Annotated in this window: 14 protein-coding genes and 1 pseudogene; 9 read left to right on the forward strand and 6 right to left on the reverse strand. The window is 60.3% G+C overall.

The annotated features are described in order from the left end of the window. Nucleotides 1-318: 318 nt before the first annotated feature. Together AC1U7K_RS09510 and AC1U7K_RS09515 are read right to left on the reverse strand one after the other, a co-directional pair. Nucleotides 319-579: a GMC oxidoreductase gene (locus AC1U7K_RS09510; protein WP_480250950.1), complete on the reverse strand. Its 261-nt coding sequence runs from the start codon at nt 577-579 to the stop codon at nt 319-321. A gap of 348 nt (nt 580-927) precedes the next feature. Beyond that, nucleotides 928-1,158, reverse strand: a complete 231-nt coding sequence (locus tag AC1U7K_RS09515; RefSeq protein ID WP_480250952.1) for a hypothetical protein — start codon at nt 1,156-1,158, stop codon at nt 928-930. Nucleotides 1,159-1,520: 362 nt separating this feature from the next. On the opposite strand from AC1U7K_RS09515, the pseudogene AC1U7K_RS09520 reads away from it, so the two are divergent. From AC1U7K_RS09520 to AC1U7K_RS09535, 4 genes and pseudogenes are all read left to right on the forward strand, one after another. After that, nucleotides 1,521-1,857: pseudogene (locus AC1U7K_RS09520) on the forward strand (YnfA family protein). A gap of 795 nt (nt 1,858-2,652) precedes the next feature. Further along, nucleotides 2,653-3,837 (forward strand): efflux RND transporter periplasmic adaptor subunit, encoded by a 1,185-nt coding sequence (locus tag AC1U7K_RS09525; protein ID WP_480250953.1) that lies wholly within the window; start codon nt 2,653-2,655, stop codon nt 3,835-3,837. Nucleotide 3,838: 1 nt separating this feature from the next. Continuing rightward, a complete protein-coding gene (locus tag AC1U7K_RS09530) occupies nt 3,839-6,979 on the forward strand; it encodes an efflux RND transporter permease subunit (RefSeq protein ID WP_480250954.1) in 3,141 nt (1,046 codons plus the stop codon). 288 nt (nt 6,980-7,267) lie between these two features. Next, nucleotides 7,268-8,194: a GGDEF domain-containing protein gene (locus AC1U7K_RS09535; RefSeq protein ID WP_480250956.1), complete on the forward strand. Its 927-nt coding sequence runs from the start codon at nt 7,268-7,270 to the stop codon at nt 8,192-8,194. 25 nt (nt 8,195-8,219) lie between these two features. On the opposite strand, the gene AC1U7K_RS09540 is transcribed toward AC1U7K_RS09535, so the two are convergent. Together AC1U7K_RS09540 and ligD are read right to left on the reverse strand one after the other, a co-directional pair. Further along, a complete protein-coding gene (locus AC1U7K_RS09540; RefSeq protein ID WP_480250957.1) occupies nt 8,220-9,377 on the reverse strand; it encodes an ATP-dependent DNA ligase in 1,158 nt (385 codons plus the stop codon). Next, nucleotides 9,374-10,282 carry a non-homologous end-joining DNA ligase gene (ligD, locus tag AC1U7K_RS09545; protein WP_480250958.1) on the reverse strand — a complete coding sequence of 303 codons (909 nt, stop codon included), beginning with the start codon at nt 10,280-10,282 and terminating at the stop codon, nt 9,374-9,376. Before ligD ends, AC1U7K_RS09540 begins: the two co-directional genes overlap by 4 nt. A gap of 195 nt (nt 10,283-10,477) precedes the next feature. On the opposite strand from ligD, the gene AC1U7K_RS09550 reads away from it, so the two are divergent. From AC1U7K_RS09550 to AC1U7K_RS09565, 4 genes are all read left to right on the forward strand, one after another. Next, on the forward strand, nt 10,478-11,143 hold the full coding sequence (locus AC1U7K_RS09550; protein WP_480250959.1) for an A/G-specific adenine glycosylase: 666 nt from the start codon (nt 10,478-10,480) through the stop codon (nt 11,141-11,143). Beyond that, nucleotides 11,140-11,547, forward strand: a complete 408-nt coding sequence (mutT, locus tag AC1U7K_RS09555) for an 8-oxo-dGTP diphosphatase MutT (protein WP_480250960.1) — start codon at nt 11,140-11,142, stop codon at nt 11,545-11,547. The genes AC1U7K_RS09550 and mutT overlap by 4 nt, the downstream gene beginning before the upstream one ends. Nucleotides 11,548-11,553: 6 nt before the next feature. Further along, complete coding sequence (locus tag AC1U7K_RS09560) at nt 11,554-12,099, forward strand: N-acetyltransferase family protein (protein WP_480250962.1); 546 nt, start codon at nt 11,554-11,556, stop codon at nt 12,097-12,099. A gap of 71 nt (nt 12,100-12,170) precedes the next feature. Then, nucleotides 12,171-12,884, forward strand: a complete 714-nt coding sequence (locus tag AC1U7K_RS09565; RefSeq protein ID WP_480250964.1) for a 3'-5' exonuclease — start codon at nt 12,171-12,173, stop codon at nt 12,882-12,884. A gap of 54 nt (nt 12,885-12,938) precedes the next feature. On the opposite strand, the gene AC1U7K_RS09570 is transcribed toward AC1U7K_RS09565, so the two are convergent. Continuing rightward, nucleotides 12,939-13,991 (reverse strand): hypothetical protein, encoded by a 1,053-nt coding sequence (locus AC1U7K_RS09570; protein ID WP_480250965.1) that lies wholly within the window; start codon nt 13,989-13,991, stop codon nt 12,939-12,941. Between the two features lie 310 nt (nt 13,992-14,301). Here AC1U7K_RS09570 and AC1U7K_RS09575 point away from each other — a divergent pair, with 310 nt between their 5' ends. Beyond that, complete coding sequence (locus AC1U7K_RS09575; protein ID WP_480250967.1) at nt 14,302-14,622, forward strand: hypothetical protein; 321 nt, start codon at nt 14,302-14,304, stop codon at nt 14,620-14,622. Here the strand turns inward: AC1U7K_RS09575 and AC1U7K_RS09580 are convergent. Then, nucleotides 14,616-14,981 (reverse strand): hypothetical protein, encoded by a 366-nt coding sequence (locus AC1U7K_RS09580; protein WP_480250968.1) that lies wholly within the window; start codon nt 14,979-14,981, stop codon nt 14,616-14,618. The genes AC1U7K_RS09575 and AC1U7K_RS09580 overlap by 7 nt on opposite strands. Nucleotides 14,982-15,086: the final 105 nt, after the last annotated feature.

Raw genomic sequence — 15,086 nt, forward strand, 5'->3', positions numbered from 1 at the left:
AATGAGCCTTCTAAGCTGTGGGTCGCAGGTTCGATTCCTGCCGGGCGCGCCAGTTATCAATGGCTTATAGCTTAAGACTGCAGTGAAGAATTGCAATGTAGAGCTGATGTAGAACGCGGCTTGCGTAGCTATTTCTCTCGTCGATCTGACAGCTTGCCCCAGTTCTGTGCAGCAATGCCAAACAAACGGAACCCATTTCACGAGGCGGGAGCTCGTATATGTGAAGTGTGGGCCATGAAGTTGGAAGATTTGGATCTTCACCGGGTGGTGTGTGGCGGTTTGCCGGAAACGAAGCCCGAGCGGTCCGACTACACCCCGCTACCAAGAGGGCTGCGCCACCGCTGGTCCCCCCGGCGTGCCGGGTGTCGGTAAGGCAGCTTCGCCCTCACGCACGAGGCGCTTGGCCAGCCGTCGACGAATGGCGATGCCATTCATGACGGGATTGGCGGAGCCGCACGTCGGCAGAACTGACGCATTCCCCGCAAACAGATTGGTGACAGAGTGGAACTGACTGTCACTTGTCACGACTGCGCGGCTCGGGTCATCACCCATGCGCAACTTCCCGGATTCATGAAACATCGTCCCCAACCATCCGCGGCAAAGCCGCCTGCGAGAGGGGAGGTCCCGAAAATCTTCGTCGGCACTTCATCAATGGCCGTATCCATTGCCTGCATAAGCAGCAGATCGGTTGGGCTACGCTGGACCGCGACATGGGCGCGCGGCAATGCGCCGACGTCCCATTGATCGTCGTGTAACAGCGGACCAGCAGCGCGAAGGGTTGTTGATCCGTCATTGTCAGTCCGCTGGGAAGGGGGACTTGAAAGGGCACGTTCTTCCGCAGATGCACCATGAGATTTGCGCCGATCACGCCGGTGTTCGGAATGCCAGTGTTGCTGTTGAGGGCCAAGCGCGCACTTTCAATGGCTCTCAATGCACGATCACAGCCGGCCGGCGATCGGCGTTTTCAGCGATCGGTTGACTGAGGTCGATCGGCCCATCACCCGTTTCGATGCTTGTGACTTCTTGAATAATGTCGCCGGTGGCCAGGGTATAGCTATAGAAGTCATGGAGTGAGCCATTGATGAAAGCATTCGAGCTGGAGACGCCGCATTGCTCGGCGGCTTCCACAAGGTAGCGTGCTTTCAGATCATCGACCACTGTCCGGGGCCACAAGGTGTCGAGGCTTATGGAGTCGACGGGCGTGGTATGCATTTCTGAATCAAAATATTGTGGCGACCAGCCACCCAATAGAGCGAGCGGCCGCCGAGAGTATAGGCCAACCCTCCGAAGGCGAGCTCGTGCGCCATGGGAGTCCCCAGGTCTCATACAGCGCCTCACAATCGAGGCCTTGTTGGCTCAAGAGGTCGAGCGTACTCGGGAGGGGCCGCCTAGCGTCGGGATCGGGCCAGGGCCATCGCCGGTGAGTCCGCCTGGGCTGCTAATTCCGCGCGCGGCTCTAAAGCTCTAAGGGCATTCGGCCTTAGTGAGACGATGAGGAGGAAAGGAGAAGACGGACCATTATGGTTGTGACCATGCAATCGGGTTTGCTTTTCGTGCTGGCTGGACTATGCGAAATAGGAGGTGGGTATCTAGTATGGCAGTGGTGGCGGCACGGCAGTCATTGGACATCGGGGCTGTTGGGCGGGCTGATCCTGTTTGTATTTTGTATATGGCATCGTCCCGACCTATCAGCCCGGCCACTTCGGTCGAGTATACGCGGCATACGGCGGTTGCTTTATTGTCCTCTCGATGATGTGGGGCTGGGGTGTCGACCGTATCTCGCCGGACCGCTACGACCTGCTCGGTGCCGTGATGTGCCTTGTTGGAGTCGGCATCATTATGTACTCGCCCCGATAAACGCTTTGCTCGGGGGAAGGGCGCTGTGTTAGCCTTATGTGTCATATGAAATGTTTGATGCTGACGTGGTTAATACTTTGGATGGTGGCGTTGCCACTCGTCCATGTGCATCTCTTACCCCATAGTGGGGGCGACGACACCGTTGGAGCCACTGCCTTGGCGCACACCGTCTTTTCCAGCGATGTGCCAGGCGAGTATCAAAGCACTCAGTGGAGATATGGACTTATAGCGTCGATTGAAAAGCAGGAACACACAACCCGTTGGTCGGAGGCCGGTGTACCTCAGACCGAATTCGGCTTTTTGACCCTGTCTGGTACTCGCAAGCTCCTTATCGGGGTCACCGTCAATGCCATCCCCAGCCTCACGTCGCCCACGGTGCCTCACGGGGTCATGGCTTGTGCCCTCGTGCCTTCGCGTGCCTCGCCGCATGTGCCCTTTGCGACCCACGTACCTTCCCGGGCTCCGCCCTGCTCTCTTCTCTAAATTTTCTCCACACTCGCGTTTATTGTTACCCGTGATCGTTCTAGGGATTCGCTGACACGCGTCTGCAGCTGATCAGCGTGATCCTCTAACGGATTGCCACTGTTGGGAAGGGGTTGAAGACAGGTTGGAGAAGTCTCCATGTCGCCGGATATGGTATCGGCAAGCCGTGGCAACTTTCCTGGAGGTCCTCAATCACAGCCGGGTTACAGCAGGTACATCCGATATGCGTCGTCCATCGAGAAGTTCCGGCGTATTGAGTCGATGAGAACGGGCGCGGAGAGTTTTGTTGCCATGGCGAGGAGAGCGAGGAGCGTGGTGACAGGGAGAGGGTTCGCGTCGATCTCTGCCGGCCTGAGCCTTGTCCTGCTCGTCGCGTGCCAGGAACAGTCTCCGGCGTCATCGGGGGCACCGGCGGTGCTGGAGCCGAGCAAGGCCGGCCCTGATCTGTCCCGTCTCATTCAGCCGCCGGCGAGCGCACGGGATCGTGTGAGTACTGAGGTGGCGATCATACGGCCGTTGGAGCAGGTCGTGACGGTACCCGGCGAAGTCATGCCCGACCTTCGGCGTATGGCCAAGGTGACGTCTCGAATCGAAGGCGCGGTCGCGCGCCTCCATGTGAAGCTGGGGGACCGTGTTCGGACCGGTCAGCCGCTCGTGGCCATTGAAAGCCTGCGGCTTGATGAATTGGTCCAAGAGTATCTGGTCACCAAGGCTCAACGGGACGTGGCCGAGAATAGTTTGCATCGCACCGAAAAGCTGCGGGCGGAGGAGATCGTCCCTGACCGTCGCCTCATTGAAGAGCGGGGCCGCTATTTAGAGAGCAAGGCACGCTTTCAACACGTCCGTGAAAAGCTCCTCCATATGGGCCTCACCGAAGGGGAGTTGCGAGCGCTCGAGCACGGCAGTCACTTGGACGGTCACCTCGCGACCCTGCGTGCGCCACTGGACGGGATCATCGTCGCGCAGCACATTGTGCTCGGCCAAGGCGTGGCCGCGGGAGAAACCTTGCTGGAAATCATGGACACCAGCCGTCTGTGGATCATGGCCAACGTGCCGATTGAGGCGGCGCGAGCCTTTCCGGAGCGCCTGATCGGCAGGATCGTGCCCAAGAGTGGCCGGGCCGTGGAAGCCCCGCTCACCTATCTTGCTCCTGACGCCGACGAGAAAACCCGCACCGTGCGGGTCCGGTTTGAAGCAGAGAATCTTACCGGGGAACTCAAGCCCCATGAGTATGTGGATGTGCAGGTGCGTCTGCCGGACAAGCCGGCACTCGCGATCCCGAGTTCCGCCATCACGTTTGTCGAGCAGCAGCGCGGTGTCTTTGTCGAGCAGGAGCACGGGTACGGGTTTGTGCCGGTGCAGATCGGCCGCGAGGCGAACGGCTGGAGCGAGATCGTGCACGGTCTCGCACCCGGCGACCGAGTGGTCACGCACGGCGTTTTCGATTTGAAGAACGTGCTGCTCAGGGACGCGGTGACGGGGCAGGGCGAGGGCTAAGATGAGCACGCTGCTCGCTGTGGCGCTTCGCTATCGGGCGCTGACCCTAGCTGCGCTGCTCGTGATCGTCGTGGGGGGCCTCTTGTCCTGGCAACGCTTGCCGATGGATGCGACCCCGGACCTCACGCCGGTGCAAGTGCAGGTGCTGACCCGGTCGCCCGCGTTGGGGCCGCTCGAGGTGGAGCAATTCATCACCTTTCCGATTGAGGCCTCCCTGGCTGGGCTTCCGGGTCTCACGGAACTCCGGTCCGTCTCTCGCTATGGGTTGTCGGTGGTCACCGCCATCTTTCGTGACGACGTCGATGTGTATCGGGCGCGACAGCTTGTGAACGAGCGCCTCACGCAGGTGGCGGAAGGGATTCCCGCGAAGTATGGCCATCCGGCCATGGGACCGCTGACCACGGGGCTGGGAGAGGTCTATCAGTTTACCGTCACCGGTGAGGGCTACAGTCCAATGGCCGTCCGCACCTTATTGCAATGGGACATTGCCAGGCGACTGCGCGCCGTGCCGGGCGTGGTGGAGGTGAATATCTGGGGCGGCGATGTGCAACAGTACCAAGTGATCGTCGATCCCGCGAAATTGCTCGCCTACCACGTGACGTTGCGCCAGGTCTTCGAGGCGCTGGAACAAAACAACGCCCTCATGGGAGGCGGTTATATCGAACATGAGCGTGAGCAGATGTTGCTGCGGGGCGAAGCCCTGGCGACCACCGAGGCGGACCTGCGGCACATTGTCATTGATCATGGGCCTGGCGGGGTGCCGATCCTCGTGGGAGATGTCGGGGAGGTGAAGGTCCGCCCCGGGCTGCGGCTCAGCGCGGCCACGGCGAACGGGACAGGGGAAACCGTCATAGGCATGGTGCAGATGCTCGCCGGCGCCAATGCCGACGAGGTGGTCGCCAAGGTGAAAGCCCGGATGCAAGAGATTCAACGCACGCTGCCATCCGGGGTGCACATTGAGCCCTACTACGATCGAAGTCTATTTGTGTCGAGAGTGCTCGACACGGTGAGACGCAATCTACTCGAAGGGGCGCTGCTCGTGATTGCCGTCCTCTTTGTGTTTCTCGGCGACGTACGCATGGGGTTGATCGTCGCGGCAGCGATCCCCCTCTCCATGCTGATGGCCGTGACCGGCATGCTCTACGCAGGACTTTCAGGGAACTTGATGAGTTTGGGCGCCATCGATTTTGGGTTGTTGGTGGACGGCTCTGTGGTGGTGCTCGACAACATCCTTCGGCGGGTGGCGCGGCAGCCGGTTGACGATCCGGATGAGCGCCTCCGCCTCGTCCAGCAGGCGACGCAGGCTGTTCTGCGACCGGTCCTCTTTGCCGTCGGCATCATTATCGTCGTCTACCTTCCGATCCTGATGCTGACGGGCCTCGAGGGGAAGTTGTTTCGGCCCATGGCACTCACCGTGATCCTGACCCTCGCGGGCTCGCTCGTCGTGGCCATCGCCATCACGCCGGTTCTCGCCTTTTGGTTTGCCGATGCGCGTCGTGAGACGGACGGCACCTGGCTCACCCGACACGTGCAGCAATGGTATGCCGCCTGCTTGGCAGGCGTGATGCGGCAACCACGGATCATCGTCGCGGCGGCGACGGGTCTGTTTCTGGTGAGTCTTGGCCTCGGAGCGCGGCTGGGCGTGGAATTCGTTCCGCGCCTGGATGAAGGTGACCTGGCCGTTAACGTGTGGCGCCTCCCGAGTGCGTCCCTGAGTGAATCCGTCGCCACCTCGCTTGATATTGAACGAGTGCTCCGGCGCTTCCCCGAAGTGGTTCAGGTCGTCACGCGGACCGGCAGTCCCGATGTGGCGACGGACGTCATGGGCGTCGACATGTCCGATGTCTTTGTCATCCTCAAGCCCCGTGCGCAATGGACGACGGCCCGATCGCGCGAGGAGTTAATCGGCGCGATGAAGCAGGCGGTCCTCGACGCCGTCCCTGGCGTGACGCTGGGCTTCACGCAGCCCATCGAGATGCGCTTCAATGAATTGATCGGCGGCACGCGCTCGGACCTCGCCATCAAGGTGTTTGGTGAGGACTTGGAGGTGTTGCGGCGGACGGCTGACACGATCGGGCGGATACTGGAGCGCGTGCCGGGAGCCGCCGACGTCAAAGTCGAGCAAGTGGCGGGCTTGCCCCTGATTCGTGTGATCGTAGAGCGCGCTCAAATTGCCCGGTATGGGTTGACGGCGGATGATGTCCTGACGCTAATCGAGACGACGCGCGTGGGCCATCTCGTGGGGACGATTATTCATCAGAGCCGGCGCTTCGATCTCATGGTGCGCCTCAACGACCAGGCGTCCACGGATCCCACACAGCTAGGCGCCCTGCTGCTCCCCGCGCCGCATGGCGAATTGGTCCCGCTGTCTCGTGTCGCGACCATACAGCGTGACAGCGGGCCCGCGCAAATCAGCCGTCAGGATGTGCAGCGTCGCATCGTGGTGGAGGCGAACATCCGCGGACGAGATCTGGGCGGCTTTATCACCGAGGCGCGCCAGGCTATTGCGCAGCATGTGGCGCTTCCGTCCGGATATTCGATTCACTGGGGAGGACAATACGAGCATCTCCATGAGGCGTCCGTCCGTCTGGCCATCGTCGTGCCGGTCACGCTGGTCTTGGTCTTCAGCATGCTCACGGTGACTTTTGGCTCCATGCGCCCGGCGCTCCTGATCTTTCTGAACGTCCCGTTGGCCCTCTCTGGCGGCATCCTGGCGCTCTGGGTGCGGGGGTTACCATTGAGTGTGTCCGCCGTCATCGGATTCATCGCGCTCTTCGGGATCGCCGTCCTGAACGGAGTTGTGTTGGTCAGCCACATCCGCGATCTCGAAGGGCACGGGATGGAGACCGAGACCGCGGTGCGGCAAGGCGCCCTGGATCGGCTCCGGCCCGTGCTCATGACCGCGCTTGTCGCCAGCCTGGGCTTTGTCCCCATGGCGGTCGCGACCAGTATGGGGGCCGAGGTGCAACGCCCGCTTGCGACTGTCGTGATCGGCGGACTGATCACATCGACTTCATTGACGCTGCTCGTCATTCCGGCCGTCTACGGATGGATGTGCCGCCATATGGCATCGTCCCTCCTCGCACCGCAACTCGGTGCTCCGTTGGACGGGGCATCAGTTGAAGGTCGAAGTCACAGGTGATTCGCTGTTTCCTGGCGTCGTGTAGAATTAGGTCTTGGATTCTTCTAAGCCTGTGCGTTGCAGGTTCGATTCCTGCCCGGCCCGCCAAGTGTCGATCCCGGTCATGGTTCCCTGCTAATGAAGAGTGGATTCCAAAGTATTTCCCCGGTCGCAGTCTGCGTCCACCGTTCATGCCGAACTGATTGATTTTTCGCTCGGGGTTAATTTCTCCTGGATTCCCCCGCCCCCTTCCGAGGATGGAGGCGAGGGTCGCCATGATCGTGTACAGTTGTTCCAACAGAAGCGATCATGGACGCGAAGGAGAAGCAACAAGACCATCCGGACCAGGCACCACAACAGGATTCGTTCAGCATCCAGGAATTGCTGGATGCCAGTCCCGCGAAAATCTCGTTGATCGATACTCAGAAGTGGGAAGTCCGGTTTCAAAACTCGTCCAGCCGCGAGATGTGTGGCAACATCGTCGGGAAGACATGTTATGAGACCATTGCACAAAGCCCGGTGCGGTGCACATTTTGTCGGGCGCCGGAAGCCCTTGAAACCGGCAAGACGACGAGCAGCGAAGTCGAGCATCCGGACGGCCCGTGGTTTTTGATCCAGTGGGCGCCAATTCGGAGCGGTCAAAAGGTGCTGGCCGTCGAGACGATTACGGACATTACCGAGAGCAAGCGCCGAGAGGAAGAGTCTCGTCGTCTCAAAGAGCTGTTCGAGCAACAGGCGACGATCGATCCGCTCACACAGCTCTTGAACCGACGGGGTTGGACGGAGTTGGCGGAACGCGTCTGGTGGCGTGCCGTTCAAAACCATGAGGTCGTCGAGGTGCTGCTGCTGGACTTGGACCATTTCAAGGACGTGAATGATCGATGGGGGCACGCGGTTGGCGATCAGGTGCTGCGCCATGTCGCGGGCGTCTTGAGGCAGCAGACTCGCCCAGGCGATCTCTTGGGGCGCTGGGGAGGTGAAGAATTCATCCTGCTCCTGCATCCGCCGCTCAAAGACATCCTCTCGATCGCAGAGCGTATCCGCGAGGCGGTGGAGTCATCCCCGATTGCCATCAACGGCCTCCGTACATCGATTCGTGTGACGACGAGTATCGGGGGAACGACGTTTGATCCGGCTCAGGATCCGGGTGGGCTCGATATCGCGATGGCCGGCGCCGACCGCAATCTCTACACAGCCAAGAAGGCCGGCCGTAACCGAGTCTGCATCGCGGGTTGAAACCCGACTCCGCTCTCTCTGCTCATTAACGGCCCGCCGTCAATCTCGTCATCAACATTTCCGTCGACTGTTCCGACGCCTGCCGCTTCAGTTGGTCGAAGGTGCACTGCCGCGGCGGCTTATCGGGTCGCCATCGAAGAAACTTCATGCCATGGCGAAACCGGCCTTGGGAGAAGTAGTCGTATTCGACTTCGCATACGAGCACGGGGTCGAGCCGCTCCCATTCCCGGCTTTCACCCACCGTCCACCGGCTTGGGCCACCGGGCGCGCGACCGGTGAATCCGCTTCCGCCACGCAATGGCTCGATGACCTTATTGAGAGCTGCCCGAGCGTCGCGAGTGAACGATGAGGTAAAGCCGACGAAATGAAGCAGCCCGTCTTCATCATACAATCCGAGGAGCAAGGATCCGATCGAACGGGCGGCCGTCCGTCTGTTCTTCTCCCTTTGCGCATCCTTGGCCGCATAGCGGAATCCACCGACGACACAATCGGCCGTCCGTAGATGTTTGACCTTGACCATCGCATCTCTCGTGCCCGACCGGTACGGCGTCTGGCGATTCTTTGCCATGATGCCGTCCAGGCCGAGCGGCCCGAACTCTTGAAACCAACGCTCTGCTAACGCGCGTTCATTCGTGTATGGCGACAAAGACATTCTCGGTGTCCGGGGCAGGGAGGCGAAGAACTGTTCGAGTTGCGACCGACGTTCCTCGAGCGGGCAATTCAGCAGGGACCCGGCTGTCGTAGAGTAGAGAAGATCGAATGCCATGAATGTAGCCGGTGTTTCGTGCGCGAGTTTCGCGACACGGGACGCGGCCGGATGGATCCGGAGCAGCAGGTCATCGAAGGACGCGACCCCATTTCGAAAGACCACGATCTCGCCGTCCAACACGAAGGAGTGCTCAGGCAACGACATGAAGGCGTCGACCAGCTCCGGGAAGTAGCGCGACAACGGCTGGCCCGCCTTCGATTGCAGCACGATCTCCTTTTCAGAACGAAACACGAGGCAGCGGAAGCCGTCCCATTTCGGCTCGAATTGCCACCCTTCTCCCAGCGGGAGGCGGTCCGCGCGCGTCGCTTCCATCGGCGGCAACGGCATGGGGATAGGAAGCGGCAGACGGCGAAGGGGCGCTTCGTCCAGCCGGCCCGCTGTGTTCGCCGTCTTGGTCTCTGACGCGCGTTTCATACCCGGTTCACCAGGCTGAACAAATCGAAGCGCTTCTTGCCCAGCAAGGGCTTCCAACGATCGCCGAACTGATCGAGCAGACGCGGCACATTATCCAGCCGGTAGTCACTGATGCGGAGACCCTTCTCGACTTCATTCCACTCGACGGGCATCGAGACGGTCGCGAGCGGTTTTGGTCGGACGGAATAGACGCACGCCAGCGTGCGACCCCACGCGTTCTGGTTGTAATCGACGAGGACGCGGCCGTATGGTCGGTTCGCAATCCGATATTCTGCCGTGATCAATTTTGGATGTCGCCGCTCCATGTCGAACGCGATTGTCTTCGCCACCGTCCACACTTCCTTCTGCATCGGCCCGCGCACGATTGGGACGTAGACGTGGAGTCCCTTGGATCCGGTGGTCTTGGGATACGACGTGATGCCGAGTCCCTCCAGTACGTCGCGCAAGCGCAGCGCGACGTCACAGACCCGTTGAAAATCAGCACCAGGCCCGGGATCGAGATCGAAATGGAGAAAGTCCGGGCGGTCGTAATCGTCGCAGCGCCCGTACCAGGGATTGAGGTCAATGCAGCCCAGATTAATGATCCACAGCAAGCTCGGCAGATCCTGGACGAGGACGAAGTCGATGACGTTCCCGCGTCGATGCGGAATCGAACAGATGCGCACCCAATCGGGGCGTGGGGTGGGCGCACGCTTCATGAAGAAGAAGTCGCCGTCGGCGCCGTTGGGATAGCGCTTCATCACCATCGGGCGATCGACGATATGCGGCAGCAGGAACGTCGAGACGTCCGCGTAGTACTGAAGGAGATCGGCTTTGGTGATCCTATGCTGCGTCCAAAATGTCTTCCGCAGATTGGTGAGGTGAATCTCTCTTGCCGACCGTGAAGGTCGCTCGCTCGGCATCATGGGGAATGACGAATCTCGCAGGCATCGCTTTTCGATCCTAGCGGTCGGGCTTCGTCCACGCCATCGGAGAACGGATTGCTTTTCGATTCCCTCCTACCTACAATTCCGACCGTCGTCATGCCTCGTTCAATGCGCCGGACTCCACCATCACGGGCCAAACGTACCGTTAAGCGGGCGGGTCAAAAGGCATCGATCGTGGATGCCGGCCTCAAGCGGCGCTTCCAACATCGGCTACTGAAGTGGTATCGGGAGCATGGTCGTGATCTACCCTGGCGGAAGACCACCGACCCATATAGGATTCTGGTCTCGGAGGTGATGCTCCAACAGACACAGGTGGAGCGGGTCATTCCCAAGTACCACGAGTTCCTGGAACGCTATCCGAGTTTTCAGCACCTGGCGCAGGCGCCGGCCGAGGAGGTCAAGCGCACCTGGTACCCGCTGGGGTACAACATTCGGCCGCTCCGGCTGCACAGCATTGCGTGTGAAACCGTCGCGCGCTACGGGGGAACGCTTCCGCGAGATGCGGATGAGTTGCTCTCGTTCAAAGGTATCGGCCGCTACACCGCCGGCGCCATCCGGTCGTTTGCGTTCAATCAAGACGCGCCGATCCTCGATACGAACGTGATGCGGGTCCTTCACCGGGTCTTCATCGGCTCCGGGGATGCAAAGGCGCACAAGACGAAATTATGGCGACTGTCGGAAGCCTTGATTCCCAAAGGCAAGTGCTACGATTTCAATCAGGCGCTCATGGACTTTGGCGCCATGGTCTGTAACGCGCGCGATCCGTACTGCCTGCTGTGCCCGATGAAGTCACTGTGCAAGACCTATCCGTTCGACGGCAAGCGCACCAACGGTTCGTGAGTGTCGCGAAATCCGAAGTGATCCAGGTGGCGGCCGGCATCATTGAGCGCAATGGCCGATATCTCATCACGCGGCGCAAGTCCGGTGTGCATCTCGCAGGTCTGTGGGAGTTTCCCGGCGGGAAACGCGAGGCCGGCGAGTCGTTGGAATGCTGTCTTCGTCGCGAGCTGCGAGAGGAATTGGGAATCGAGATCGAACACGTGACACGATTGTCCTCGGTCGAACACGAGTATCCGGAGAAGCGGGTCGAATTGCACTTTTTCACGTGTTCGATCCGAAGCGGCGAGCCACGAGCGCTGGGCTGTGACGACTATCGGTGGGTTGCACCTTACGAATTCGATCAGTATGAGTTTCCGCCGGCCGATCGGCCGATCCTGGATTTGCTCAAGAGATCGCCCGAGTGAACCCGCATGCTGCGCTTCCCCATCGACGCGAGATTGAAAGACGGATCCGCCGTGCAATTAGTGCTGGCGGGCCGGCAGGATGTCGAGGGGCTGCGGGCGCTGTATCGGATCATCGTCGAGGAAGGTACGTCCTATCCTCACGACCGCTTTCCGACCGACGATGAGTTCGAGGAGTATTGGTTCCGTGGAAAGACGACGGTCGCGGCGTACGGCGGGACGACCCCTGACCGCCGCATGATCGGCGCATTTTATCTCAAGGCCAATTGGCCGGGACGCGCGCGGCATGTCGCCAATGCCGGCTTCATCGTCGCGCCCGACTCGCGCAATAAAGGACTGGGGTGGCTGCTCGGCGCGACGATGTTGGAATACGCCAAGCAACTCGGCTATCGCAGCGTGCTGTTCAATCTCGTCTTCTCGGAGAATCGCGCCGCCAGGCATCTTTGGAACGCACTCGGCTTTCAGGAATTGGCGGCGATTCCCGGTGCCGTTCGAAAGAATGACGGCTCCTATCAGGATGCCATCATCATGTGGCGGTTGCTGATGGAGAAGTGATAGAGGGTTAAAGTGGTAAAGCGGTAAAGTTAAGTTAAGATCGGAGCACGGCTCTACCACTCTACGGTACTATGAAAGTCGTTCTCGACATTGAAACCGTCCAAGCGCCCCGTGAAGAATGGGCGCGGATCGCGGGCTGTCTCCCGCTCGTCGATCCGAGCTGTTTTGAAAATGCCGAAGATCTTTTTACGGTCTCCGAGGCCGAGCAGCGTCGAAAGACGGAAGATGAGTTGTACGAGAAATCCTCGTTCGATGGGACATTCAGCCGGATCATCTGTATCGGCGTGATCATCTTTAGCGATACGATGGAGCCGCAAGGGGCGGTGTCGTGGTACGGCGCGAACGAGAAGGAGTTGTTACGCCAGTTTTGGACGCGGATGGCGCAGCTACGCCCCACGCTCCTCATCACGCACAATGGGTTGGGGTTCGATCTGCCGTTCATCAAGAAGCGCTCGGTCGTCCATCAGGTCAAACCCACGATCGATATTCCGCTGGCGAAATTCAGGACCGAGCCGGTCTACGATACGATGGCGATCTGGAGCAACTGGGAAACGCGGGGCTGGGTCAAGCTTGATGTGCTGGCGCGGGCGCTGAATGTCGAGACGAAGTCAGGAAGCGGAAAGCAGGTCGCCGAGATGTGGGCCAAGGGACAGGGGAAGGACATCGCCGAATACTGCCTGCAAGACACGTATGTCACTTATGCATGCTACTGCCGCATGACGTTTCGTGAGCCGCTCTCCAGCCATATCGTCTTGCTCAACCGAGAGCTGATCGAGACTCCCTAGTCTTCCTCGACGAACTTACCCCTATACCCCATACCCCGTCTTTCACCACGCGCCTCACGGTCCGAAGTCCGGCGACTTGTTGGTGGGCTTGATTTTCTTCCGTAGCGAGTCGATTTGCACGTCCCGCTCGTCGAGTTGCCGCTTCAGCGCGCGCAGTTCTTTCTTCAGCGCTTCCACTTCCATGTCCTTCTTCACGATCAGGTCCTTGAGCGCCTGAACGTCTTCGGCGGCCGGAGCGGCGGCTTTTCTCCCGTTGTTTGATTCTCGTGGGATCAAGGGGGGAGCCGGCGAAGCCCGCTCGTCGCCGTTGGTCTTGCTCGATAGTGTGGCGGTTGGTGACGGCATCGGCATGGGAACCGCGCTGGAAGCCGGCGGGCTCGGCGCGGAGGCGGCAGGGGCTTCCGCCATCGCCGCCGCGGTCGTTTTGCCAGCCTGGATATAATCCACAACGACAGTATGCTCGGCCGAATCCCACGGCTGCTTGAAGTTCGCGGACCGCATCGCCGATGCCGGCACGAAGCGCAGCTCTCGCTGATCACGGTCCGTCTGCTCTGGATAGAATCGGTTTGGCCCGCCGATCGTATCGGGGCGCACGTCCCGGTGCCGATATTCACTGACGGTGATGTGCAGCGAGAGACCGTGCGCATATAAAGTTCCCGTCGTCGTCTCGCGCTGTGGGCCAGTCTTGGTCGGTGCGGATGATCCGACGGCCGCGCCGCCGCCCTCGGGCCGCCATAACGGCGAGACGAGGTGGATCACCTTGAAGCGAACCTGTTGGTCAGGACGTGCACGCGACAGAGCATCGGTGATGAGCGGGGTCAGAAACGCGATGTCTTCGTCGGAAAAGACAGGATCCCCCTTTTCAGGTGTCGTGAAGAGCGTCTGCATCACCGTCGGCGATTCCATCATCTGTAATCCGGCCAGGACTCGTGTGATCGCGGTCCGCTCGATTGTCACAGGGTGCGTGGCTTGGAACTCGCGGTTGCTCACACGCTCCAGATACACGCCGCCGTTTGGGCCTTCGTGAACGATCACGTCAGGCCGTGGCGTCGAGACGCATCCGGCGACGAGCAGAGCCAGCAGGACCGGGAAACATCGATCGATCATGGTTGATCCCATAAAAAGAATGGCGCGCAGTGTAACACAATAGAGCAGACGCCGGGAGGAAAAACGCGCGGTTGACAGCGTTCCCGACTCTCTGTTAGACAGTGAAGGTAATGAAGCCGCGGAACGAGGATGTTCTGCGGGTTCGAGTTTCCAGGACAATGACGTCCTTTTGGTGGGGTTTCAACCAGGAGGGCGTTTTTTTATGCCTGGAACAGGGCGACTATCCTTCTATCTCCTCATTGCTCCAGCCTTCGCGTTGGTTTCAGCGTGTACGGACGGACCACGTTCAATCGCCCAGGACGATTCAGCGTTGACCGCTGCGATCGCAGAGCGCGATGCCGCTGCGACGAGCGCTGTCGCCGCCATTGAACGGTATTGCACGTTGCGGGAGCCGACCGATCGCGTCGCTGTATGCATGGCGGCCAAACGGCGGGAGCTGAAGATCGACGAACGGCTCGCCCAGTCTAAGGGCGATGAGGCGCGGACGATGGGCCAGCCATGGAACAAGACGAGCTGGCTGGATTGCGACATCAGCCCGCGGGGCGCGAACTGCCGGCGCAGCGATGTCGCACTCGCTCAGCTCTGGGAGATGGAGTTGCGCACGGACGGCGGCACGGCTCGACGTCAGTAAATCTGACCGTGCGGAAGCTGGCGCCGGTAGTCGCGGGCACGCTGATCAGCCGTGTCGGCCGCGCTCAGCGCCTCTTGCGCCAATTCGCGTTTGCGCTTCGCCTGCTCTTGGTCCTGCTGCTGCGCATAGAACGCTGACTCGACTTCGAGCTGCCTCGCCAGCTCGCGCAAGTCGGCCGCCTGTTGCCGATATTGAAAGACCAGATCGCTGGTCTTGTACATCCCGGGCCCAGGCACGGTTGCCGTAGCGGCGGCATCCGTCATGACTGGATTGTCCTCTCTGGTGAGCGCGCACCCGGCCAGCGTAATCAGTGAGAAGCAGACACCGACGGCGAGCAACCCCACCGATTTCGTATTCATCGTCGACCTCCTTGTCTGGATCGCTCTTTCCGCTTTCATCTTATCACCGCCCGGTTCTCAAGGGGAGGCATCATCCGGGACGCCGAATGCGAGTGCAGGAAGCGC

It is taken from the genome of Nitrospira sp. Vd2 (genome assembly GCF_979581665.1).